At 70.4% G+C, this 22,122-nt stretch carries 24 protein-coding genes and 3 tRNA genes; 10 read left to right on the top strand and 17 right to left on the bottom strand.

Annotation, left to right across the window (positions count from 1 at the left end):
- Positions 1–22 precede the first annotated feature (22 nt).
- Together HNR40_RS16650 and HNR40_RS16645 are read right to left on the bottom strand one after the other, a co-directional pair.
- Positions 23–1,138 carry a response regulator transcription factor gene (locus HNR40_RS16650; protein WP_184962146.1) on the bottom strand — a complete coding sequence of 372 codons (1,116 nt, stop codon included), beginning with the start codon at positions 1,136–1,138 and terminating at the stop codon, positions 23–25.
- A 66-nt stretch (positions 1,139–1,204) separates the two neighbouring features.
- Positions 1,205–2,749: a peroxidase family protein gene (locus HNR40_RS16645; protein ID WP_184962144.1), complete on the bottom strand. Its 1,545-nt coding sequence runs from the start codon at positions 2,747–2,749 to the stop codon at positions 1,205–1,207.
- 257 nt (positions 2,750–3,006) lie between these two features.
- Here HNR40_RS16645 and HNR40_RS56315 point away from each other — a divergent pair, with 257 nt between their 5' ends.
- From HNR40_RS56315 to HNR40_RS16630, 3 genes are all read left to right on the top strand, one after another.
- Positions 3,007–4,500 (top strand): M28 family peptidase, encoded by a 1,494-nt coding sequence (locus tag HNR40_RS56315; RefSeq protein WP_184962142.1) that lies wholly within the window; start codon positions 3,007–3,009, stop codon positions 4,498–4,500.
- Between the two features lie 74 nt (positions 4,501–4,574).
- Positions 4,575–5,156 carry a helix-turn-helix domain-containing protein gene (locus HNR40_RS16635; RefSeq protein ID WP_221340466.1) on the top strand — a complete coding sequence of 194 codons (582 nt, stop codon included), beginning with the start codon at positions 4,575–4,577 and terminating at the stop codon, positions 5,154–5,156.
- A 10-nt stretch (positions 5,157–5,166) separates the two neighbouring features.
- Positions 5,167–5,472: a hypothetical protein gene (locus HNR40_RS16630; RefSeq protein ID WP_184962138.1), complete on the top strand. Its 306-nt coding sequence runs from the start codon at positions 5,167–5,169 to the stop codon at positions 5,470–5,472.
- Positions 5,473–5,479: 7 nt separating this feature from the next.
- On the opposite strand, the gene HNR40_RS16625 is transcribed toward HNR40_RS16630, so the two are convergent.
- The 6 genes from HNR40_RS16625 to HNR40_RS16600 all read right to left on the bottom strand — a co-directional run bounded on the left by HNR40_RS16625 (position 5,480) and on the right by HNR40_RS16600 (position 7,793).
- The gene (locus HNR40_RS16625; protein ID WP_312896384.1) at positions 5,480–6,220 is read right to left on the bottom strand and encodes a phosphotransferase family protein; all 741 of its coding nucleotides are present in this window, start codon (positions 6,218–6,220) and stop codon (positions 5,480–5,482) included.
- A 98-nt stretch (positions 6,221–6,318) separates the two neighbouring features.
- Positions 6,319–6,393, bottom strand: a tRNA-Val gene (locus tag HNR40_RS16620).
- 14 nt (positions 6,394–6,407) lie between these two features.
- A tRNA-Cys gene (locus HNR40_RS16615) sits at positions 6,408–6,478 on the bottom strand.
- A 29-nt stretch (positions 6,479–6,507) separates the two neighbouring features.
- Positions 6,508–6,579: transfer RNA gene (locus HNR40_RS16610), tRNA-Gly, on the bottom strand.
- Between the two features lie 55 nt (positions 6,580–6,634).
- Positions 6,635–7,270, bottom strand: a complete 636-nt coding sequence (locus HNR40_RS16605; RefSeq protein ID WP_184962134.1) for an ACT domain-containing protein — start codon at positions 7,268–7,270, stop codon at positions 6,635–6,637.
- 127 nt (positions 7,271–7,397) lie between these two features.
- A complete protein-coding gene (locus HNR40_RS16600; protein ID WP_184962132.1) occupies positions 7,398–7,793 on the bottom strand; it encodes a hypothetical protein in 396 nt (131 codons plus the stop codon).
- Positions 7,794–7,983: 190 nt separating this feature from the next.
- On the opposite strand from HNR40_RS16600, the gene HNR40_RS16595 reads away from it, so the two are divergent.
- On the top strand, positions 7,984–8,427 hold the full coding sequence (locus HNR40_RS16595; protein WP_312896383.1) for an ATP-binding cassette domain-containing protein: 444 nt from the start codon (positions 7,984–7,986) through the stop codon (positions 8,425–8,427).
- A 39-nt stretch (positions 8,428–8,466) separates the two neighbouring features.
- Entirely contained in the window at positions 8,467–9,576 is a 1,110-nt protein-coding gene (dusB, locus tag HNR40_RS16590; RefSeq protein WP_312896382.1) for a tRNA dihydrouridine synthase DusB, read from the top strand.
- Between the two features lie 85 nt (positions 9,577–9,661).
- Here dusB and HNR40_RS16585 read toward each other — a convergent pair whose 3' ends face one another.
- The 3 genes from HNR40_RS16585 to HNR40_RS16575 all read right to left on the bottom strand — a co-directional run bounded on the left by HNR40_RS16585 (position 9,662) and on the right by HNR40_RS16575 (position 10,982).
- Entirely contained in the window at positions 9,662–9,892 is a 231-nt protein-coding gene (locus tag HNR40_RS16585) for a hypothetical protein (RefSeq protein ID WP_184962129.1), read from the bottom strand.
- Positions 9,847–10,128, bottom strand: a complete 282-nt coding sequence (locus HNR40_RS16580) for a hypothetical protein (RefSeq protein ID WP_184963073.1) — start codon at positions 10,126–10,128, stop codon at positions 9,847–9,849. The genes HNR40_RS16585 and HNR40_RS16580 overlap by 46 nt, the downstream gene beginning before the upstream one ends.
- A gap of 74 nt (positions 10,129–10,202) precedes the next feature.
- Entirely contained in the window at positions 10,203–10,982 is a 780-nt protein-coding gene (locus HNR40_RS16575) for a phytanoyl-CoA dioxygenase family protein (RefSeq protein ID WP_184962127.1), read from the bottom strand.
- Positions 10,983–11,023: 41 nt separating this feature from the next.
- Between HNR40_RS16575 and HNR40_RS16570 the strand changes: the two genes are divergently transcribed.
- Positions 11,024–12,163: an AraC family transcriptional regulator gene (locus HNR40_RS16570; protein WP_184962125.1), complete on the top strand. Its 1,140-nt coding sequence runs from the start codon at positions 11,024–11,026 to the stop codon at positions 12,161–12,163.
- Here HNR40_RS16570 and HNR40_RS16565 read toward each other — a convergent pair.
- Complete coding sequence (locus HNR40_RS16565) at positions 12,160–12,657, bottom strand: DUF2087 domain-containing protein (RefSeq protein WP_184962124.1); 498 nt, start codon at positions 12,655–12,657, stop codon at positions 12,160–12,162. The genes HNR40_RS16570 and HNR40_RS16565 overlap by 4 nt on opposite strands.
- A gap of 17 nt (positions 12,658–12,674) precedes the next feature.
- Between HNR40_RS16565 and HNR40_RS16560 the strand changes: the two genes are divergently transcribed.
- Positions 12,675–13,244 (top strand): hypothetical protein, encoded by a 570-nt coding sequence (locus HNR40_RS16560; protein ID WP_184962121.1) that lies wholly within the window; start codon positions 12,675–12,677, stop codon positions 13,242–13,244.
- Positions 13,245–13,661: 417 nt separating this feature from the next.
- Here the strand turns inward: HNR40_RS16560 and HNR40_RS16555 are convergent, their stop codons facing one another.
- Entirely contained in the window at positions 13,662–16,169 is a 2,508-nt protein-coding gene (locus tag HNR40_RS16555; RefSeq protein WP_184962965.1) for a DEAD/DEAH box helicase, read from the bottom strand.
- A gap of 77 nt (positions 16,170–16,246) precedes the next feature.
- Here HNR40_RS16555 and HNR40_RS16550 point away from each other — a divergent pair, with 77 nt between their 5' ends.
- On the top strand, positions 16,247–17,281 hold the full coding sequence (locus HNR40_RS16550) for a DUF4344 domain-containing metallopeptidase (RefSeq protein WP_184962119.1): 1,035 nt from the start codon (positions 16,247–16,249) through the stop codon (positions 17,279–17,281).
- Here HNR40_RS16550 and HNR40_RS16545 read toward each other — a convergent pair.
- Both HNR40_RS16545 and HNR40_RS16540 read right to left on the bottom strand, forming a co-directional pair.
- Positions 17,278–17,763: a GNAT family N-acetyltransferase gene (locus HNR40_RS16545; RefSeq protein ID WP_184962117.1), complete on the bottom strand. Its 486-nt coding sequence runs from the start codon at positions 17,761–17,763 to the stop codon at positions 17,278–17,280. The genes HNR40_RS16550 and HNR40_RS16545 overlap by 4 nt on opposite strands.
- 26 nt (positions 17,764–17,789) lie before the next feature.
- Entirely contained in the window at positions 17,790–19,043 is a 1,254-nt protein-coding gene (locus HNR40_RS16540; protein ID WP_184962115.1) for an acyltransferase family protein, read from the bottom strand.
- 196 nt (positions 19,044–19,239) lie between these two features.
- Here HNR40_RS16540 and HNR40_RS16535 point away from each other — a divergent pair, with 196 nt between their 5' ends.
- Positions 19,240–20,475, top strand: a complete 1,236-nt coding sequence (locus tag HNR40_RS16535) for a sensor histidine kinase (protein WP_246509159.1) — start codon at positions 19,240–19,242, stop codon at positions 20,473–20,475.
- Entirely contained in the window at positions 20,466–21,113 is a 648-nt protein-coding gene (locus tag HNR40_RS16530; protein ID WP_184962111.1) for a response regulator transcription factor, read from the top strand. Before HNR40_RS16535 ends, HNR40_RS16530 begins: the two co-directional genes overlap by 10 nt.
- 152 nt (positions 21,114–21,265) lie before the next feature.
- On the opposite strand, the gene mihF is transcribed toward HNR40_RS16530, so the two are convergent.
- On the bottom strand, positions 21,266–21,571 hold the full coding sequence (gene mihF / locus HNR40_RS16525; RefSeq protein WP_184962109.1) for an integration host factor, actinobacterial type: 306 nt from the start codon (positions 21,569–21,571) through the stop codon (positions 21,266–21,268).
- 95 nt (positions 21,572–21,666) lie between these two features.
- A complete protein-coding gene (locus HNR40_RS16520; RefSeq protein WP_184962963.1) occupies positions 21,667–22,071 on the bottom strand; it encodes a GlcG/HbpS family heme-binding protein in 405 nt (134 codons plus the stop codon).
- Between the last annotated feature and the right edge of the window lie 51 nt (positions 22,072–22,122).

Here is a 22,122-nt window from a genome sequence, read left to right as displayed (position 1 = left end):
CTGCGCAAACAGCACATGTGATTCAGGAAAGAAGTCCTAGTTCGTAACCCACCGCCAGTGCCTCGGCCCGATTTCGGACATCCAGCTTGCTGAACAGGCGTGACTGAATGTTCTCCACGGTCTTGGTGGTTATGGCCAAAGCCTGGGCCGTCTGCCGTACCGAATGGCCCGTCGCTATGGACCGCAGGATCTGCAGCTCGCGGTCGGTGAGCGCCGAGCGCGCCGCCGCGCGCCTGCTCATCTCCGGGTGTACGGCCCGGCCCAGCTCACCGATCGGCACCACCGCGTCCGGCGCCGGAGACGTGATGACCTGGCCGAACGCGGTCTCGGTGACCACGACCACGCGGGCGCCGACCGCGTGCATGTGGTGCCAGGCCCCGGACTCGTCGATGATCACGGCCACCAGCGGGCGGCGGAGCATGAGCGTGTCGTCCTCGTGGGTCCAGCGGTCGCCGGCCACGAAGACCGGTAAGTGCTGCCGGATCAGGTTCTCCACGACGGCGTCCCGGCAGCTTCCCGGCCCGCCGAAGACGACCGCGAGCGGCACCGTCGCCGGCCGGGCCCCGGACCGGAACAACAGGCCGAGCCGGGCGGCCAGCGAGACCAGGTTGACCCGGCTGTGCACCTCGGTCTTGGCGAAGATGCGGCGCATGTGGTTCTCGACGGTGGCCGGGGCGATGCCGAGCATCCTGGCCGCCTCCTGCACGCTGTGCCCCGATGCCGCCAGGGCCAGGACGTCCAGGTCGCGCCGGGTCAGGACCGGCGGGTGGGCGGGGCGGGCGCGGGGTTCGAACGGGCAGCGCCGTACCGCGTCGAGGAGCGCGGCCAGCCCGCGTGAGTAGGGCACCAGCGTCAGTCCCGCGCCCACCGCGCGCACCACGTCGCGCACGTCCATGCTCGCGTAGGTGAGCACGAGGCCGCGGCCGCGTAATCCCGGGAGCTTGGCCATCACCTCCTCGAAGTCGTCCGCGACGTCGATCACTGCGACGTCGACGTCGCGGATGCGGCACAGTCGTTCCAGATCGGAGAGGTACTGGGTGAGCCCGGACATGCTCAGGCCGGGCTGCCCGGTGAGGGCGGTGGCGAGCGCTTCGCGGAGCAACCGGTTGGCGGAGTGCGCGGCCACGTGGATGGCCATACGCAGAATGTACTCAAAAGAAGCTTTCTTGTCTGTAAACTGCTCTTACCGGAACTTGTCAGGGTGTCACTGTCCCCGGCTGGCCGGATCGAGCTTGGCGAACCGCAGCAGATCGACCATCGTGAACGTCCCCGACGTGCGGCTCGGCAGCGTCGGCCGCCAGCTCGGGCTGGCCGCGAGATAGGAGCCGGGGTCCTTCTGCAGCAGGCCGACGAAGACCTCGCCGATCAGCCGGGCGCCGACTCCGATCAGCTGGATGCCGTCGCCGAGGTCCTGGCCCTCCTTGAGCACGTAGTACCAGAGCGGGGCGTTCGCGGCGAAGCCGAACGGGGCCAGCTCGGAGGTGTCGACGTGCGGGATGCCCATCGTCGTGGCCAGGCGCTGACCGGACGGCAGCGACCAGGTGAGGTGTCGCAGCAGGTTGCGGGTGGCCAGCGAGATCGGCGGGTCGCCACTCGGGATGGAGCGCAGCGGCAGCTGGAAGAGCGGCGTGGAGAGCTGGGTGTCCATGCGCTTGTTCGGGCGCACCTGGCCGTCGCCGAAGTTGAAGAACGTCTGCCAGCCGATGAAGCGCCGCCCGGCCCTTACGCCGCCCCGCAGGTCCACCGGGTCGGCCTGGCCCTCGGCCACCGGGTCGAAGATGAAGCCGAAGAACGGCTGGCCGCCGTCACCGGCCAGGTTGGCCCGGTAGGACGGGCGGATCATGCTGTGGCCGAAGCGGTAGGCGATCTGGAACTCCACCGGGATCGACGGCGCGCCGGGCGGCCGGTAGAACTGGCGGCCGAAGTGCAGGATGTGGTCCAGGAGCGGCCGGCCGATGATCTGCGGCAGGAACTCGTTCAGGATGATCCACTGGTAGTGCCACAGGACCGTACGGCGGGCCGTGTCGAACAGGGCAGTCTCCGGTGTGCCCTGCGCGCGCAGCCGCTCGACGACCTTGTTGTGGAACACGAGGAACGCCACGTGCAGGCCCGAGATCATCATGTTCTCGTCGTTGCGCGGGTCGCCGATGATCGCCCGCTGGTCCGGCTGCCTCGGCACGTCCTCGAACTGGCCGCCGCTCTCCACGCGCATCGTGACCCGGTCGGCGTTGAAGAGATGCGGGCTGGCGCTGGGGCCGCCGCCGTACACCGTGTCGAGGTCGAAGGCAGGAGTGCGCAGGTTCGGCGAGGACTCGGGACGGGTCGGCACGCCCAGCGGCGAGGCGTTGTCGAAAGTCATGTCGTGGTCGAGGAACTGGCCGAAGAACGTGGTGCCCGCGGTGTGGAAGGGGTTGTCGCGGTTGTTCGGGCTGAGCTCCGGGTTGGTGATCAGCCGGATCGGGCCCTCGTGCAGCGGGTCCTTGGCGTCCAGGATGCCGCCCAGCTTGCCCATCTCGGTCAGCGCCGCCCGTACCTGGGGCGTCGCCTGGGCGAACGGGGGCAGGTTGAAGACCCGGCCGAAGTTGTTGACCAGCGTGCCTTCCTGCTCGGCGCGTGCGGAGGCGGTGATGGCGGAGTCCAGGTCGAGCGCGACGATCGCCGCGCTCGCTCCGACTCCGCCGAGGAAGGTCCGCCGGGTGAGGGCGGACGGGTCCGTGATGGGCTGGGGTAACCGTCCTCGACGCATCATGCTTCCTCCTCTGTGCGGGGGGTTCGACGGGAAGCTTCGTCGCGTCGGGAGTGTGAGCTTGGCCGCGAGCGCGGCGCAATGACCCCAGGGTGCGCCGGGTTTCCCAAGGGTTTCCTGCCCTCCCAGGGGTGCGCGGGGCCCTGAGGGGTGCTTGGTCCTCCCAAGGGGTCCGTGTCCTCCCCATGGGTTGGTGACTGGTCGATCCGGATTTGTGGAGTTATGTTCGGTCTCCCCGGATCTCCCCGCAGAGGAGTGGCATGAGATCACGTCTGCTCGCCGTACTCGCCACGCTCACCGTGGTCTTAGCCGGAGGCCTGCACCAGGCCACCGGCGCGACCGCGCTCGCCCCGCCCGACATCCCCCTGGCCAACGTCAAGGCGCACCTGACGCAGCTCCAGAGCATCGCCACCAGCAACGGCGGCAACCGCGCCCACGGCCGCCCCGGCTACCTGGCCTCCGCCAACTACGTCAAGGGCCGCCTGGACGCCGCCGGATTCACCACCACGCTGCAGTCGTTCACCTACAGCGGCGCCACCGGCTACAACGTCATCGCCGACTGGCCCGGAGGCGACCCCAACGACATCCTCATGGTCGGCGCCCACCTCGACAGCGTCACCGCCGGACCCGGCATCAACGACAACGGCTCCGGCAGCGCCGCCATCCTGGAGACCGCGCTGGAGGTCTCCCGGCAGGCGCTGCAGCCGACCAAGCACCTGCGCTTCGCCTGGTGGGGCGCCGAGGAGCTGGGGCTGCGCGGGTCGCAGTTCTACGTGACGAACCTGGCCGCCACGGAACGGGCCAAGATCAAGGCGTACCTGAACTTCGACATGGTCGGCTCGCCCAACGCCGGCTACTTCGTCTACGACGGCGACGACTCCGACGGCGTCGGCTCCGGCCCCGGCCCGGCCGGGTCGGCCGCCCTAGAGCGCACGCTGCAGGACTACTTCACCTCCGTCGGCGTCCAGACCCGTGGCACCGACTTCGACGGCCGCTCCGACTACGGGCCCTTCATCTCGCGCGGCATCGCCGCCGGCGGCACCTTCACCGGAGCCGAGGGCATCAAGTCGAGCGCCCAGGCGCAACTGTGGGGCGGCACCGCCGGGCAGGCCTTCGACGTCTGCTACCACCGCGCCTGCGACACGACCTCGAACATCAACGACACCGCGCTCAACCGCCACGCCGACGCCGTGGCCTACGCCGTGTGGACCATCGCCACCGCCGTGCCGCCCGTCGTGGTCTGGGAGGACACCTTCGAGACCGACAAGGGCTGGACCCGCCTGACCGGCAGCGCCACCACCGGCCTGTGGGAGCGCGGCGACCCCGAGGCCACCACCTCCAGCGGCGCCAAGCAGCTGGGCACCACGGTCAGCGGCGTCAACGACCTGGTCACCGGCCGCCTGGCCGGCGCCGCGGCGGGCGACCACGACATCGACGGCGGCACCACCGCCATGCAGTCACCCGCGGTGACGCTGCCCAGCGGAACGGTCAGGTTGTCCTTCGCCTGGTACCTGGCCCACGGCAGCAACGCCAGCAGCGCCGACTACCTGCGGGTCAGGGTCGTCGGCACGACGACCGGCACGGTCTTCGAGCAACTGGCCGCCGTCAGCAACCGCAACGGCGCCTGGACCACCTCGACCGTGGACATCTCCGCCTTCGCCGGGCAGAGCGTCCGCATCGTGGTCGAGGCCGCCGACGCCGCCACCGCCAGCCTCGTGGAGGCCGGAGTGGACGACGTCAAGATCATCCGCTAGCCGGTACGGCGCCGCCCCACCGCTCCGGGGGCGGCGCCCACCTGGTGTTGCAGCTGAGGCATACGATGTTGCCCATGACGCAAGGTGACGGCGAGCTGGACAGCCTGGTGCGCAAGCGGATCCGCGCCCTGCGCGTGGCACAGGGCTGGTCGCTGGAGGAGCTGGCCACCCGCGCCAATGTCAGCCAGTCCACGCTCTCGCGCATCGAGACCGGCCAGCGCCGCCTCGCCCTGGACCAGCTGGTCACCCTCGCCCGCGCCCTGGACACCTCCCTGGACCAGCTCGTGGAGACCGCCTCCGACGACGTCGTCACCAGCCCGATGATCGACGGGGCTCGCGGGCTGATGCGCTGGACCGTCAAGGGTGACCCGGGCATGAGCGTCGTACGTCAGCGCATGACCGAGCCCCCGCCGGACAACCCGGCACGCATGCGCGCGCACCCCGGCCGGGAGTGGCTCGTCGTCCTGTCCGGCACCGCGATCCTCATGCTGGGCCACCGCCGCTTCCGCGTCGAAACGAACCAGGCCGCGGAGTTCCCCACGATGCTCCCGCACGCGATCGGCGCCGAGGGCGGCCCCTGCGAGATCCTGGGCATCTTCGACCGCGACGCCCGCCGCGGCCACCAGCGCGACCGCACCGGCGACGCGGAGGCCTAGGACCTCGCTGTTGCCCGCCAAGCAGCCGTCCGTCTTCGTCTGCCCCCTCTCACCTCCCGGCAACCACCTGCCGATGCGCGTGGAGGCGGGCGAACGCGCCCTCGTCTACAACTGGACTCAGAAAGCGAGCCGGAACACCGTGAGCCAGGACCTCAAGGACAAGGCCGTCACCTACCTGCGCAGCCTGGAGAAGGCCGACTGGGACACCGCCCGCGCCATGTGCGCGCGGACGGCCACCGTCTGGCACAACGACGGCAAGGGCGAGTCGCCCATCGAGGAGTACGCGAACTTCGTCCCCGCCGGCCAGGACGGCTAAAGAGCCCTCACATCCGGGCTCTCAGCACGTCCACCTCGCAGCCCGGCGAGGACGGGTCGAAGCCGTGCTCGGTGAGCCAGCGGATCGCCGACAGGCTCCGCAGCGACCACCACCCGCGGATCACGTCGAGGTCGGCGTCGGCGCCGTAGCCGGCGAGGACGTCGTCAAGCCGCTCCTCGTGTCCGAGCGTCAGGATGGCGAGGTCGTGCATGGCGTCGCCCCGGCTCGCCTCGGACCAGTCGAGCACGCCGGTGATCTCGTCACCGTCGGCGAACACGTGGGTGATCTGCAGGTCGCCGTGAGTGAACACCGGCGTCCACGGCCGGAGCGCGGCCTCGGCGACCTGACGGTTGCGCGTGACCAGGTCGGTGGGAAGAACGCCGTTCTCGATGAGCCACGCGCATTCGCCGTCGAGGCGGGCGACGATCTCGTCGAGGCTCCGGCCGGGCCAGGGCGGCAGCGGCGCGTCGTGCAGCTTCCGTACGGCGGCGCCCGCCGCCGCCCACGCCGCAGATGACGCGGTCGACGGCTCGCCGAGACGGCCGAGCGCCGTGCCGGGAAGGGCGGCGAGCGCGAGCACGGGCGGCTTGCGCCACAGGATCTCGGGGGTCGGGATCGGCGCCATGGCCATCGCCTGGACCTCGACGTCGATACGCGTCTGATCAGCGTCGATCTTCAGGAACACGTCACCGACGCGCAGGGTCGCCCGCTCGTTATGGGCGACGACGACCTCGACCTCTTCTTTCACGTCGGCCATTGTCGCGGGGACGCCCACGGATGTCGCCAGGATTTTCGCGCGACCGGACTTTCAACCAGAGCCTTGGCTGGCCGGGAGAACGGTCTTGATGGTGGACGATACTGGGATTGAACCAGTGACCTCTTCCGTGTCAGGGAAGCGCTCTCCCGCTGAGCTAATCGTCCGGGTATTCAACTAGAGGTGGAGACGGGATTTGAACCCGTGTGGACGGCTTTGCAGGCCGCTGCCTCGCCTCTCGGCCACTCCACCGAGCGAGGCCCCAACGTGCGGCCTCTCCGAGCGGAAGACGGGATTCGAACCCGCGACCCTCACCTTGGCAAGGTGATGCTCTACCACTGAGCCACTTCCGCGTCCGCCGCTGCTCGCGGCGACACAGCAACTCTAGCGGGTTTTTGGAGTGGATGCTCACTTGCGCAGCTGTCGGGCCACGCTGCGTTCGGTCGCCGGGAGGCTGAGGAAGATCTCCAGGATGCGGGTGAGGCGGTGGACCTCGATCCGGTGGAAGGCGGGGCCGTCGGTTCTGGCCAGCATCAGGGTGAGGGCCAGCGGCGGCAGCGGGGCGTGGATGATGTGCAGGCCGTCTTCCATGGTGGTCGCGACGGGGCGGGGCGGGTTCTCGGGCGGGAGGACGACCTCCTGCGGGGCCCGCCAGCTGGCGTAGACGGTCGCCTCTGAGGTGGTCGCGGCGGCCCAGTCGGCGCTGAACAGCACCGGCAGCGAGTCGATGAGCGTGGTCAGCGCGCGTTCGCCCGCGGTGGTGATGTATTTGAGGATTTCCAGCTCGGGGTAGGTGCCGGCGGCTTCGCGGGTGGCCCAGATCGCCTCGACGCGTACACCCTGGACGGTCAGCAGGCCCTTGGCCAGCGTCTCCTTGGGGGTGCCGTCCGGGCAGAAGACGGTGATGTCGTCCACGGCCCGCCCGCCGCCGCGCTCCAGAACGGTCAGCTGCGTGATGTCGGCTCCGGCCACGCCCAGCACCCGGGTGACCTGACCGAGCGAGCCCGGCCGGTCGGGCAGGGTGAGCCGTAGTCGAAGCAGCATCGTTCGCCTCCCCATCGATCGCAGCTCACAGCGTATCCGCGATGGTCGTTCGGGGTGCTGTCATCACGAATCTGCGCGAGTTTCTGGTACGGCACGCACCCCCCGGAAACCGGCCATTCGGTGACGGTCAGGCGGGTTCGGTTACGGCCAGGCGGTCGGCGGCCCAGAGGACGGCGGCGTCGTAGTCCACGGTGCCGAGGACGGTGAGGCCGCCGGGGCCAGGGTTCTCCACGAGGTCGGCCAGGGACGGGGTGGCCACCACGCTCACGTAGCCGACGCACCAGTCGGCGATCTCGGCCTCGCGCTCGGACCAGAACGTGTGGATGATCTCCAGGGCTCCCTTCTCGGGCGCCTGGCGTTCGCGCTGGTCCACGACGACGGCGAAGCGGCGGTTCTCGGCCCTGGCTCGGGCGAGCACCTCGAGCATGCCGGAGTTCAGCCGGTTGGCCTCTTCGACGGTGAGGCGGCCGTTCTGGGAGGCGGTGACCAGAGGCCACCTGCCGAGGTCGACAACGTTGCCCATGGGCATGGCTCCTTCAGTGACATATGGCTGCAAAACCGGTCGAACCTATCGCACGAAGAGGATTTGATATTAGGTGAGGCTAACCTAAATTATCAGTGGAGGAAGAGCATGACGCCACGTGTCCCCGCCCGCCCGGCCATCGGCACGGTCTACGCCGAGGCCGCCGGGGTGTGCTTCGAGCGGTGAGCAGGTGTCGCGCGGGGCCGACCTGGAGGTGTTCGCGGGGGAGGTGCTGGCGCTCGTGGGTCCGAACGGCTCCGGCAAGTCCACGCTGCTGTCCGTGCTGGCGGGGGACGTGCGGCCGGAGGTGGGAGCCGTACACCTGGATGGGGAGATTGTGGAGGCGGAGCTGGTGCGGGCCGACGTCGCGCGGTTCAGGACTCGCGCCTCTCAGGAGTTGTCGGGCGGGGAGCGGGCGCGGGACGGGGACGCCGTCGTCGTGGTGCTGCACGATCTCGCGCTCGCCGCCGCGCACGCCGACCGGGTGGCCGTGCTGTCGGAGGGGGTGGTGCTGGCGTGCGGGACGCCCGGCCAGGTGCTCTCCGAGGAACTGCTCAGCCGTGTCTACGGGCACGCGGTCGAGGTGCTGCCCCACCCGCGCACGGGGGTGCCGCTGGTCGTGGCCAGGCGGTGAGTTTCCGTCGGAGGGGCAAAGTCGGCTACAACTGAACGGGTGAAGATTGGGCCGATGGGGGTGTGGCCGCCGGTCGTGCTGGCGCCGATGGCGGGGATCACGAACGCGCCGTTCCGCGTGCTCTGCCGTGAGCAGGGCGCCGGGCTGTTCGTGTGCGAGATGATCACCACGCGGGCGCTGGTCGAGCGCAACCCCAAGACGCTCAGGATGATCAGGTTCGCCGACGGGGAGCGGCCGCGCAGCATCCAGCTCTACGGCGTCGACCCCGAGACCGTCGGCCGCGCGGTCAAGATGATCGCCGAAGAAGACCTGGCCGACCACGTCGACCTCAACTTCGGCTGCCCGGTGCCCAAGGTGACCAGGCGCGGGGGAGGTTCGGCGCTGCCGTACAAGCGCAATCTGCTGCGGCGGATCCTGCGCGAGGCGGTGCGCAACGCGGGCCCGCTGCCCGTCACCATGAAGATGCGCAAGGGCATCGACGACGACCACCTCACCTACCTCGACGCCGGGCGCATCGCGGTCGAGGAGGGCGTCGCGGCGATCGCGCTGCACGCGCGCACCGCCAAGCAGCACTACGGCGGGCAGGCCGACTGGGCGGCGATCGCGCGGCTCAAGGAGGCGGTGCCCGAGGTGCCGGTGCTCGGCAACGGCGACATCTGGAGCGCCGACGACGCGCTGCGCATGGTCGCCGAGACCGGCTGCGACGGCGTCGTGGTGGGGCGGGGCTGTCTGGGGCGGCCGTGGTTGTTCCGCGATCTGGAGAACGCCTTCAACGGCGATCCGGCGCGCGTGCGGCCGTCTCTGGGTGAGGTCGCCGATGTCATGGAACGGCATGCCGAAGGGCTGGCCGGCTGCTTCGACACCGAACGGTACGCGGTGGCCGACTTCCGCAAGCACGTCGGCTGGTACCTCAAGGGCTTCACCGTCGGCTCCGAGCTGCGCCGGGCGATGACCACGGCCGAGTCGCTGGACGAGCTGCGCACGGCCCTGGCCAAGCTCGACCGCGACCAGCCGTGGCCGCCCAACACCGACACCCCGCGCGGCAAGTCGGGCGAACGGGACCGGGTGCACCTGCCGGACGGCTGGCTGGACGACCCGTGGGACAGCCACGTGCCCGATGACGCCGAGTCGGACATCTCCGGCGGCTAGGGCAGGCAGCTGGTCATCGGTCCCTGACCAGCCGGAAGGGGGCGCGGCATCTCCTTCGGGAAGACCGTGCAGCCCGCGGGCGTCGTCACGACGTCCGCGCCCGGCTCGCTGAACCACTTCTGGACCTGCCGGATGCTCTCCCAGTACAGGCGGGGGAGTCGGTCAGGCCGTGGCCGAGCGTCTGCGGGCGGGTGGACTGCTCGGCCGAATACCCGTCCTCCCACTGCTTGGCGTGCTCCATCGCCGCCAGCGATGCCCGCTCGGCGGCGGTCAGGTCGCCGAACGTGTCCGGGTCCGGCGGGGCGAGCGGGGGCACGAGGTGGATGCCGGCGACGTGCGCCGGGTCGTGCCTGCCGAGCAGGGCCCGCCGTACGCGACCGGGTCGGTCAGCGGGCCGACGGCCTTCAGGAACTCCAGCACCGAGCCGGGCCAGCCGTGCGTCATCACCAGCGCATTGTGTTCGGGTGGGGTGAGCGGGACGCCCTGCGACCGGTCGGTGACGGTCTCGGCCTCGGGGACCTCGGCGAGGAACGGCCGCACGTCGGCGCTCACGCTGGCCTTTCCTCCTCCGGCACGGTGACCCCTACATACTCCACAGACCGGGCACCGCTCGCCAGGCGGCACGCCTAGTGCGGCCCCGACGCCTCGGTGCCGCACGGCCCGCCGCCCTCGGCGGCCGGGAGCGGGTGGGGCGCGCCGGCCATCGTGAGCGTCGGGTAGTAGGCGGCGATGCGCTCGGCCGAACGGCCCGCGTAATGGAAGATGAGGCTGCGGCGGAAGCGGTCGGCGGTGGCGTTCGGGCCGGAGCCGTGCACGAGGCTGCCGTTGAAGAACAGCACGTCGCCCGGCTCCATGTCGACCGGCACCCGCTCCAGGCCGGGCGGCGGCGGGACGTACTCGCGGGTGAAGGAGATGGACGAGTCCGCGTCCTCCGGGCAGAACAGGTCCATCTTGTGCGTACCGGGCACGACCTCCAGGCCGCCGTTGGCCCGGTCGACCCGGTCCACGGCGATCCAGGCCGCCACACAGGTGCCCGGCTCGACGCGCAGATAGAAGTTGTCCTGATGCAACGCCTGTCCCCGGGCGCCGGGCGGCTTGAAGTAGAACATGCTCTGGGCTGCTATCGGCTCCTCCTCCAGCAGCTCCCGCAGGACGGCGGCGATCCTGGCGTCCAGGAGGTAGCGCAGCGCGACGTCGTTGATCTGGTGCGGGTGCATGATGCGCGGATAAGCCCTCAGCCCGTCGTACGGCAGGCCGGGTTCCTGGGGCTTCGGCGAGAAATGACCTGGGACCGGGCCCGCGGCGTGCAGACGGGTGAACTCCTCGCGCAGCAGATCCGCCTCGTGCGGGGCCAGCATGCCGCGGGCGACGATGTAGCCGCGGTCGTGGAAATCCTTGGTGTCCATGCCTTCGAGCCTAGGAAAGCGGGCTGTGGGAAGGTATGCCGGTGAGCGCCGACGACATGTCTGTTCCTGCTGCCGAGCTCGTCATCGTGGGCCACTACGACAGAGGGTCCGGCTATGCGACGCGGCGCGCGTCGGGCTCGCCCAGCTGGCTGCTGATGTGGACGCAGGAGGGGGCGGGGCTGGTCGAACAGGGCGGTGCGACACTGACGGCGGGCCCGGGGGACCTCGTGGTGCTGGCCTCACGAGCCGCCCACCACTACCGGACGGCGGGGGAGCGCTGGCGGTTCTGGTGGGTCCACTTCCAGCCGAGACCCTCCTGGGTGACCTGGCTACGCCCCTACGCGCTCTCCCCAGGCTGCCACCTCACCCGCGGCTCCCACCTCGCCCCACCCCTCCAGCCCACCGCGGCCACCACCCTCGTGCCCAGCGCCACCCTCGCGCCCGGAAGCGCCCTCGCGCCTGACGCCACCCTCCCGCCTGGAAGCGCCCTCGCGCCCGGTACCAGCCTCCCGTCCGCCGGTCTCCGTGCCCCTGGCAGGCAGCTCTCGCCCGGCAGCTTGGGACAGCCGGGGGCTGAACCTCCGTCGTTGTCCGCTCGGATCGAGGAGGCGTTCCTGCGGGCGCATGCCTATGCCCGCTGGAGCGGCCGGGGTGTGCCGCCGGAGCCGGGGGAGACGCACCGGCCGGTGGCCGCGATGGCGGAGCGGGCCCGGGAGCTGGTCCTGGGTGCGGTGGAGGAGATCCTCCTCCTGGCGACGTCCGAAGCCCCGGACGCCTTCGGCCCGCATCCAGACGACAGGGGCGCGAGCGGGCCGGGTGTGGGCGGGTTGAGCGGGGCGCGGCCGGGTGGGGTGGGGGTGGATCGGAGGGTGGCGCGGGCGCTGGAGCTGATCGCCGCGGAACCGGGCGCCCCGCACACCGTCGCGTCGCTGGCGGCGGCCGTGGCGCTGTCGCCGTCCCGCTTCGCCCACGTGTTCGCCGAGCGCACCGGCCGCACTCCCATGCGTGCCGTACGCGCCGCAAGGCTGGCCCATGCCGCCCAGCTCCTGGAAGCCACCGACCTGGACATCGGCCAGGTGGCGGCGGCGTGCGGCTTCGTCAGCCCGTTCCACTTCAGCCGCACCTTCGCCCACGAGTACGGCCTCCCACCCCGCGCCTACCGCCGGCGCCTGGGCTCCTAGAGCTCGACCGGCCCGCCGCTGCGCCAGTAGACGTTGCCCTCCCGCGACAACAGATCCGCGTCGACCAGATACCGCCGCAAAGCCGCGTAGTCATCATGGAAGGCCCGCAACGCCACGTTCACGTCCTTCTCGGCATACCGCACACCCGGCTCGAACACCCGCACGATGTACCGCAGCACCACCAGCCGCTTCTCGTGCTTCATCGGCATCGTCTGCAGCCGCCCCTCCACCAGGAACGTCTGCAGGACCCGCTCCTCCTCGCTCAACCGCGGCGAGGGCTCGGCCAGCGCCTTCAGCAGCTCACGGAACCTCTCCGGCCGCGCCCGCCACCGCCCCTCCTCATCAGGTACGGCAAGCCCGCCGGCCCGCAACCTCTCCAGCACCTTCGGGGAAAGATCGGCGGCACCGGCGTCCAGCACCAGCGCCGACAAGGCCCGCAAGGTGTCGTCCTGGGCCAGCAACCCGAGGACCCGCTTGACGTCTTCGTCGCTCATTCCCCCTATTTTGAACCATGCTGAAGACGATCCTCGCCGCCTCCGTCATCGCCGGAGCGATCCCCCAGGGCTTCCTGCTGTATGAGAAGGACGCCGCGAAGAAGGACAAGAACCCCGAGACCAACTGGGCGGTGAGCAAGAAGAAGACCGCCAAATCGGTCGTGAACCCCTGTGACCGCGCCGCCCTCGGCCAGGCCGGCCGTACCTCCGCGAAGACGATCATCTACACCGCCGTCCCCGACTACTCCAAGTCGGAGCAGCTGATCCTCTACACCGACGCCACATCGGCCGGCGCCGCCCTGGCGGGCATCAAGAGCGCGGCGGCCTCGTGCGGCACGAAGGGCTACCGTTTCTCCGCCCGCGCGGTGAAGCTCGGCGACGCCGCCCTCGCGGTCACCGGCCAGAGCTACTACAAGGGCAAGGCCGCGGTCGGCGGCGAGCGCGCGATCGTGGTCCGCCGGGCCAACGCGCTCATCGTGTACACGCAGGCAGGGGAGTGGGGCAAACCCGCCACGGCCGACTTCACCCGCCAGACCCAGGACGCCAAGCGCATGCTGGCCAAGGTCTGTCAGATCGCCTCGTGCTGAATGTCTCGATCTTGGGACATTGTCATGACACGACGGGGAACCTCGTGACCGGACACTAGAGGAAGAGGCGTGTGCCGGGGCGCCCTTGCCAGTCCGTCCCGGCGCACGGCTTAACCATCCCCCACCGCCCGCGAAGCGTCCATCGCCCGCCTGGCGTCCCCGGATCCCGGTCCTCCTAGATCACGGCCATCCCGGATCCCAGCTCTTCCGAATCCCGAGTCTCCCGGCCCTCCCGCATCGCTCGGTCTCCCGTCCGGGTCGTGTGCCCTGGAACAGCGCCATCCTCGCGGCACTGAGCGTCTCACCGCACCTCCGACCATCCCGGCGCCCCAGGTCGAGAGGGTGCTGCGCCCGGCGGGGTCGAGCGGGGCGCCATGGGCGAGGGTGCGCCGATGGGCGGTGTCTGTTGGTGGGTGGTTAGAGGCGGTTCAGGCCCTGGATGTGGAGGACGGCGCGGCCTTCCTCGTCGGAGGCGGTCAGGTCGACCTGGGCGTCGATGCCCCAGTCGCCGTCCCCGGCCGGGTCCTTCACCGTCTGGCGGACCTTCCACAGCCCGCTCTCCTCCTCGATCCGCAGCAACGCGGGCCCCCGGGCGTCGGCGCCGGTGAGGATCTCCTCGTGGTCGTCGTAGTAGGCGTCCAGTGCCGCGGGCCAGTCGACGTCGGGAGCCAGCTCGGCCAGCTCCTCCTCCTTCTCCAGCGCGCACAGCTCCACCAGCCGGAACATCGCGTTGCGCACCAGCACCCGGAACGCGCGCACGTTGGCGGTGACGGGACGGACCTTGGTCTCCAGCTGGTTCTGCGCCTCCAGCGCCTCGGCCGGGTTGGCCAGCTTCTCCCACTCGTCGATCAGCGAGGAGTCGACCTGGCGCACGAGTTCGCCGAGCCACTCGATGAGGTCGACGAGGTCCTCGGTCTTGAGGTGCTCGGGCACGGTACGCGACAGGGTCCGGTAGGCGTCGGCCAAATAGCGCAGGACGGTGCCTTCGGATCGGGCCAGCTCGTAGACCTGGATGTACTCGCTGAACGTCATCGCCCGCTCGTACATGTCACGCACGACCGACTTGGGGCTGACGGTGTAGTCGCCCACCCACGGGTGGCCGCGGCGGTAGGTCTCGTACGCGCCGAGGAGCAGCGTCTCCAGCGGCATCGGGTACATGACCTCGGTGAGGGCGTCCATGCGCTCCTCGTATTCCATGCCGTCGGCCTTCATCTGGGCCACGGCCTCGCCGCGGGCCTTCTTGAGCTGGGCGGCGAGGATCTGGCGCGGGTCGTCGAGGATGGATTCGACGATGGAGACCATGTCGAGGGCGTAGCTGGGGGAGTCCTGGCCGAGCAGGTCGAAGGCGGCCAGGGCGAAGGTGGACAGCGCCTGGTTGAGGGCGAAGTCCTCCTGGAGTTCGATCGTCAGGCGGGCTCGGCGGCCCTGCTCGTCGGGGTCCTTGAGCTGCTCGACGATGCCGCCGGCCAGCAGGGAGCGGTAGATGGCGATGGCCTGGCTGATGTGCCGGCGCTGCCACTTGCGGTCCTCGTGGTTGTCGGTGAGCAGGTGCTTCATGGCGGCGAAGCAGTCGCCGGGGCGGTTGATGACCGCGAGCAGCATCGCGTTGCTGACCTTGAAGCGGGAGTTGAGCGGCTCGGGCTCGGCGGTCTGGAGCTTCTCGAACGTCTCCTCGCTCCAGCCGACGAAGCCCTCCGGCGGCTTCTTGCGGGCGTAGCCGCGCCGCCGCTTCGGGTCGTCGCCGATCTTGGCCAGCGCCTTGGCGTTCTCGATGTCGTGCTCGGGAGCCTGGCAGGCGACGTAGCCGATGGTGTCGAAGCCGGCCCGGCCGGCGCGGCCGGCGATCTGGTGGAACTCGCGGGCGCGCAGCCTGCGCACCTTGTTGCCGTCGTACTTGGACAGGGCGGTGAACAGCACGGTGCGGATCGGCACGTTGACGCCGACGCCGAGGGTGTCGGTGCCGCAGATGACCTTCAGCAGCCCGGCCTGGGCCAGGCGCTCGACCAGGCGCCGGTATTTGGGCAACATTCCCGCGTGGTGTACGCCGATGCCGTGGCGTACCAGGCGCGAAAGGGCACGCCCGAAGCGGGTCGTGAAGCGGAAGCCCCCGATCATCGCCGCGATGGCTTCCTTCTCCGCCTTCGTCGCCATGTTGATGGACATGAGGGACTGGGCGCGTTCCATCGCGGAGGCCTGCGTGAAGTGGACCACGTAGACCGGCGCCTGGCCGGTGGAGAGCATCTCCTCCAGCGTCTCGTGCAGGGGCGTCATCCGGTAGGAGTAGACCAGCGGGACGGGGCGTTCGGCGTGCTTGACGACCGAGGTCGGCTTGCCGGTGCGGCGGGTCAGGTCGCGCTCGAACATCGACACGTCGCCCAACGTCGCCGACATCAGGATGAACTGGACGTTGGGCAGCTCCAGCAGCGGCACCTGCCAGGCCCAGCCGCGGTCGGGCTCGGCGTAGAAGTGGAACTCGTCCATCACGACCTGGCCGACGTCGGCGGCGGCGCCGTCGCGCAGCGCGAGGTTGGCGAGGATCTCGGCGGTGCAGCAGATGATCGGGGCGCCCGGGTTGACGCTGGCGTCGCCGGTCATCATGCCGACGTTCTCGACGCCGAAGACCTCGCACAGGTCGAAGAACTTCTCCGAGACCAGCGCCTTGATCGGCGCGGTGTAGAACGTGCGGATGTCCCTGGTGAGGGCGGCGAAGTGCGCGCCCGCCGCGACCAGCGACTTGCCGGAGCCGGTCGGGGTGGCGAGGATCAGGTTGCTGCCCGAGACGACCTCGATCAGCGCCTCCTCCTGGGCTGGGTAGAGCGTGAGCCCGCGGTCGGCGTTCCAGCCGACGAACGCGTCGAAGATCTCATCGGGCTCGGCGTCGATCTCTTCCGGCAGGCGTTCTACGAGGAGGCTCACCCCCCCTATCCTGCCGAATTCCCGGACCTGCTCGAACACCCCCGCCCGGATCCGTCGCAGTTCGGAGCGGATGATTACATAGTGTTATGAGTCGATCGCTTTTGGTAGCCAGTGTCCTGGTGGTGGCGTTGTGCGCCTGCGGTACGACCAAACCGCAGCCCTCGGGGCCCGCCGAGCCGCCGGCGGCGGGGGGACAGGCGAACCCCAGCCCGTCCGCCGGCCCCACCTCGCCCAGCGCTTCGGCCAGTCCCTCCGCCAGCCCGAGCAGCACCCCCGCGTTCATCCCCTCCTACGTGGCGCCCGAGAACAAGGACCTGAATCCGGCCGAGAAGCTGATGCGCGACCACCATCTGCTCAGGGAGTGGACCGAGTCGGCCTCCGACGCGTTCATCCCGCCGCGCGACATCCCGGTGAAGGCCGAGCAGTGCGACACCGTCAACGCCTTCTACAGCCCGGAGGACCGGACGATCACCATGTGCTACGAGATGGTGGCGTACCTGCAGAGCCTCTTCGCGGCGCCGGAATCCGGCCAGAGCGCGACGCCCGACCCGCAGGACGTCGACGAGAGCGTCGTGGGCGCGATGAGCGGCATCTACTACCACGAGCTCGGCCACGCCCTCATCGACCTGTACGACCTGCCCTCCACCGGCAGGGAGGAGGACGCCGTCGACCAGCTCTCCGCGCTCGTGCTCATCAGCTCGGCCGAGGACCAGCGGGACTACTCCGAGATCATCAGCACCATCCAGGCGTGGGGCCGGATGTCGCAGCAGGAGGTCTCGCAGCCGCTGGACAAGACCGTCTTCGCCGACGAGCACTCGCTGAGCGTGCAGCGCTACTACAACATGATGTGCTACCTGTACGGCTCCAACCACAACGCCTTCCTGCCGCTGGTCGCCGACGGCGCGCTGCCGGTCACGCGGGCGGTGCGCTGCGAGGAGGAGTACGCCAAGATGGCCAAGGCCTGGGCCACCCTCCTGGCCCCGCACATGCGCACCGACCTGCCCGACGTGTCCCCCGCCCCAACCCCCAGCCCCAGCCCGAGCCCCACCGCGAGCCCAAGCCCCACCCCAAGCCCCACTCCAAGCCCCAGCCCGAGTCCCAGCTCGGGCAGGCCCAGCTAGCTCAGGTCCAGCTGCATCAGCACGGTGTCCAGCCAGCGCCCGTGCTTGAAGCCGACCGCCCGCAGCCGCCCCGCCTCCTGGAACCCCAGCGCCCGGTGCAGCTTCGCCGAGGCCGGGTCGCCGCCGTCGGCGATCACCGCGATGATCTGGCGCGCCCCGCTCTCCCGGCAGGCCGCGACCAGCGCCTCCAGCAGCGCCCTGCCCAGCCCCCTGCCGGTGAAGCCGGGCGCGAGGTACACGGTGTCCTCCAGGCTGTGCCGGTAGGCGGGCTTGGGCCGGTACTGCCCCGCGTAGGCGAACCCGCCGACCGCGCCGTCCGCCTCAGCCACCAGGAACGGCAGGCCCGTCGCCGCCTTGGCCCGCCAGAAGTCCTGTCCGGGCGGGTTCTCCTCGAAGGTGGCCACGGTGTTGAGCACGTAGTGGGCGTAGATGTCGGCGACGGCGGGCAGATCGGCCTCGGTCACCGGGCGGATGACGCTCATGCCGCCCGATTGTGCCCGAGAACGCCTCACAACCTGGCACGCGGCCCGGTGAGGAGCAGGCCACCGAGGATCGCCACCGTGCCGACGACCGGGGCGATGCCGGGGGCGAAGCCGTACACCATGAGAAGGACGAGCCCGAAGCCGACCAGCGCCGCGGCCGGGCCGGAGGTGGACCACGAAGGCTTGCCGTACGGCAGCGCCGGCGGCTCCTCGAACCGGGCGAAGCACCGCACCAGCGGCCACATCACCAGGGTCAGCAGCCCGAACCAGATCGGCCACCCCAGCAGCCAGCCGAGGCTGCCCGGAGCCGGCGTGTCGATGCCGAACGCCACCACGACCACCCCGGTCACCGCGAACAACGCCGGCATGTGCCACAGGTACACGGTCATGATCCGAGGCCCCGCCCAGGCCAGCACCTTCCCGGTACGCAACCGCACCAGCCACGGCCGCAGCAGCATCGCCAGCCCGATCTGCCCGAACGAGACCGCCAGCATGGCCAGCGTGGGCGGCGCCATGTTCGACACCGCGGCGCCCGGCATCCCGATCATGCTGCCCGGGTAGGGCCCGAAGGCCACCAGCAGCGCCGCCGCCCCGAACCCGGCGGCGGCCATCAGCGCCGGCCTGCGCAGCCGTCCCTGGGCGTAGAAGAAGCCGAGCTGGTGCACGGCCAGCCAGACGAACACGACGTTGGCGTAGCCGAGCGCCTCCACCCCCGAGGAGAACCGGACCACGTCGCTCACGACCGCCCCGGCGGCCAGCACCGCCACGACCCGCCAGCCGAACCGCTCGTGCGCCTTCATCATGTACGGCGTCAGCGTCACCGCGATCAGGTACACGGCCAGGAACCACAGGAGTTGCCCGGTCAGCCGCGCCCCTGTCTCCAGCGGCTGAGCGGGCACCCCCATCGCGGCCAGCGCCTGCGGCAGCGGGATCCACACCGCCGCCAGCGGCAGCAGCGGCCAGGCCAGGCGGCGCAGCCGTACGTTCAGCCACTGCGGCGCGCCGGCGTGGGCGCGCCCGAAGCTGATGGCGTTGGCCGCCCCACCGGCGAAGAACACCAGCGGCATCACCTGGCTGATCCACGTGATCACCCAGACCCCCGGGGTGGCCAGCGCGTTGCCGGTGGTGAGCCGGCCGCCGTCGTAGCTGAGCACCGGGATCGTCCAGTGCTGCAGCACCACGAGCCCCATGCCGAAGACCCGCAGCAGGTCGATGAAGGTGTCGCGGCGTGCGGGCGCCTGGACGACCCGCCTGGGTGGGTGGTCGAGCAGGACGGTCATGGGGGCCTCGATTCAGTGGATTTCGTGATGAACCAAGGCTTCCGGCCAGGCCGCCGCGGCACAGTGATGCCCGCCGCCCTCTTCCGGTCAAGATCCCACCACCAGGGTCGGTAGTGCTGGCCCTACCCCCAAAGGCGGGCGTACCCGGTCGTCTCAGCGGGGGCGGGGCCGTAGCGTTGACGGCATGCGCTCCCTGATGAGACGAGTCCTCCTGGACTCGCGCTACACCCTGGTCGGCTTCCCGACAGCCGCCATCACGTTCGTGCTGATGGTGGCCGGTCTCGCCGCGGGCGTGGGCACCGCGGTGGTGTGGATCGGGCTGCCGATCCTGGCCGGCACGCTGATGCTGGCCCGCGCCTTCGCGGAGGGTGAGCGCGGCTGGCTGTCGGACGTGCTGGGCCGCCCGCCGGTCCGCCCCCGCTACAAGCCGGCCCCTCCGGGCGCTGGCCGCCTGCGCCGCCTGGTCAACCCGCTGACGACCGGGCAGTCGTGGCTCGACCTGCTGCACGGCATCCTGAACTTCCCGGTCGCGATCGTGTCGTTCGTGATCACGATCGTGTTCTGGGCCATCCCGATCATGGGGCTGACGTATCCGATCTACGGGATCTTCACCTCGCGTATCCCCGGCAACCAGGAGCTGCCGCAGTTGCTGGGGTTCGGCGACGGCTACGGGGTCAACGTCGTCTTCCACGTCGGCCTGGGCCTGATCGGCGTGGTGCTGCTGCCGTTCGTCACCCGGGGCGCCGCGCTGTTGCGCGCCGCGCTCGGCCGCGTGCTGCTGACCGGCGTCGCCGAGCTGCAGGAGCGCATCTCGGACCTGTCGGAGTCCCGCTCGGCCGCCGTGTCCGCCGAGGCGAACGCGCTGCGCAAGCTGGAGCGCGACATCCACGACGGGCCGCAGCAGCGCTTGGTCTCGCTCGCGATGGAGCTGTCACGGGCGCAGCGGCAGATGCAGAAGGACCCCGAGGCGGCCCAGGTCACCATCAAGGAGGCCATCAGCGCCACCCGCGAGACCCTCGACGAGCTGCGCGCCCTCTCGCGCGGCATCGCCCCGCCCATCCTGTCCGACCGCGGCCTCGCGCCCGCGCTGGCCGCGCTGGCCGGACGGTGCACGGTCCCGGTCGACCTCGACGTGCAGACCGTCGAGCGCTACCAGGCCGCCGTCGAGAACGCGATCTACTTCGTCTGCGCGGAGACGCTCACGAACGTCGCCAAGCACAGCCGGGCCCAGAGCTGCACGATCCAGCTGGTCAAGACCGGTGACACGCTCATGCTGATCATCGGCGATGATGGTGTCGGCGGCGCACACGTCGCCAAGGGACACGGTCTCGCCGGACTGGCCGACCGGCTGCGCGCCGTGGACGGCGAGCTGACGGTGCGGTCACCTGACGGCGGGCCGACATTGATCGTGGCGGAGGTTCCGTGCGGGTAGTGGTCGCCGATGACGCGGTGCTGATCAGGGCGGGCCTGGTCAGGCTCCTGGAGGAGTTCGGCTTCGAGGTGGTGGCCACGGTGGGAGACGGCGACGCGCTCGTCGAGGCCGTCGCCGAGCACCGGCCGGACGTGTCGGTGGTGGACGTGCGGATGCCGCCGTCCTTCACCGACGAGGGGCTGCGCGCCGCCGTCGAGGCGCGGCGCCGGGTGCCGGGGGCGCCGGTGCTGATCCTCTCCCAGTACGTGGAGGTCTCCTACGCCGACGACCTGCTTGCCGACGCCAGGGGCGCGGTGGGCTATCTGCTCAAGGACCGGGTCGTCGACGTGGACGAGTTCCTGGAGGGCCTGCGGCGGGTCGCCGCGGGCGGCACGGTGTTCGACCCGCAGGTGGTGTCCCAGTTGATGGTGCGCAGGCGAAGGGACGATCCGCTCGCCCAGCTGACCCCGCGCGAGCGTGAGGTGCTCGGGCTGATGGCCGAGGGCAAGTCGAATCCGGCGATCGGGCGGCAGCTCGTGATCAGCGACGGCGCGGTGGAGAAGCACATCCGCAGCATCTTCGCCAAGCTCGGGCTCTACGCCGAGGACGGTGACCAGCATCGCCGGGTACTCGCCGTCCTGGCCTATCTGCGGTCCTGACGCGTGGCGTGGGGTTCGCCTGTGGAGGGGTGACGGGGGGTGCGGGCCGCCCGCCGTACGCGCACAGGGGATTCTGCGCGCCCGCACCAGGCGGGCGCGAGCGCCGGCCGGTCCGCGCGACAGTGCGCGCGGACCCTGGCGGCTCGGCTTTTCTAGCCGAGCGCGTCGACCAGCTTCTTGCGCTGCTGGGCGCCCAGGCCGCCGAGACGGCGCTTCTCGTCGACGCCCGCCTCCTCCATCAGCGCCGTCGCCTTGGCCGGGCCGACGCCCTTGACCGCGCGAAGGGCCTGGGAGACCTTGATCTTCTTGGCGATGTCGTCGTCGCGCTCCAGCAGCTGGGCGAACGACAGCTCACCGGCCTTGACCTTGGCGAGCAGGGCGGTGCGGGCGGCGCGAGCCTCCGCTGCCTTCTCCAGCGCTGCCTTGCGCTGCTCAGGGGTAAGGGTAGGAAGTGCCATCGGATTTCTCTCCTCGGGGATTTACGGACTGTTACCCGTAGTGCAGTGGCTAATCATGGCGGATACCAGCGGTTCGTGTTGCGGAAAGCGGCCGCTCAGCCCGTCCGCCAGACTTCGGCGGCGGCCTCGGCGCACGCCACGTCCTGCGCGACCGTCCCTCCGCTGACCCCTATCCCGCCGACCACGCGTTCTTCCTCACCGTAGTCCGCCCACAGGGGTATGCCACCTCCGAAACAGATGAATCGGTCCCCGGCCAGCCCGAAAAGCTCCCCTCCCGGCGCCGTCAGCGGGGCGAGCTCCGCGGTGGACATGCGATGGGCGACCGACGTGTACGCCTTCCCGGGCGCAAGCACGGGACCTGCGATCTCAGCGCCTTCCATACGCTGAAAGGTCACCAGGTTCCCTCCCGCGTCGACCACCGCGACCGACACCCGCGCCCCTTCCCGCCCCGCCTGCTTCAACGCCGCCTCACACATGCGCAATGCGATCTCCAGGTTCACGCGACTCTCCCCAAGTCCCGAAATCTCCAGATCCATGTGTACGGCTCGCGC

The sequence above is a fragment of the Nonomuraea endophytica genome (assembly GCF_014203235.1).
GTDB lineage: Bacteria > Actinomycetota > Actinomycetes > Streptosporangiales > Streptosporangiaceae > Nonomuraea > Nonomuraea endophytica.
Note: the sequence above shows the minus strand (reverse complement) of the source record. Positions and strands in the feature narration are given on the sequence as shown.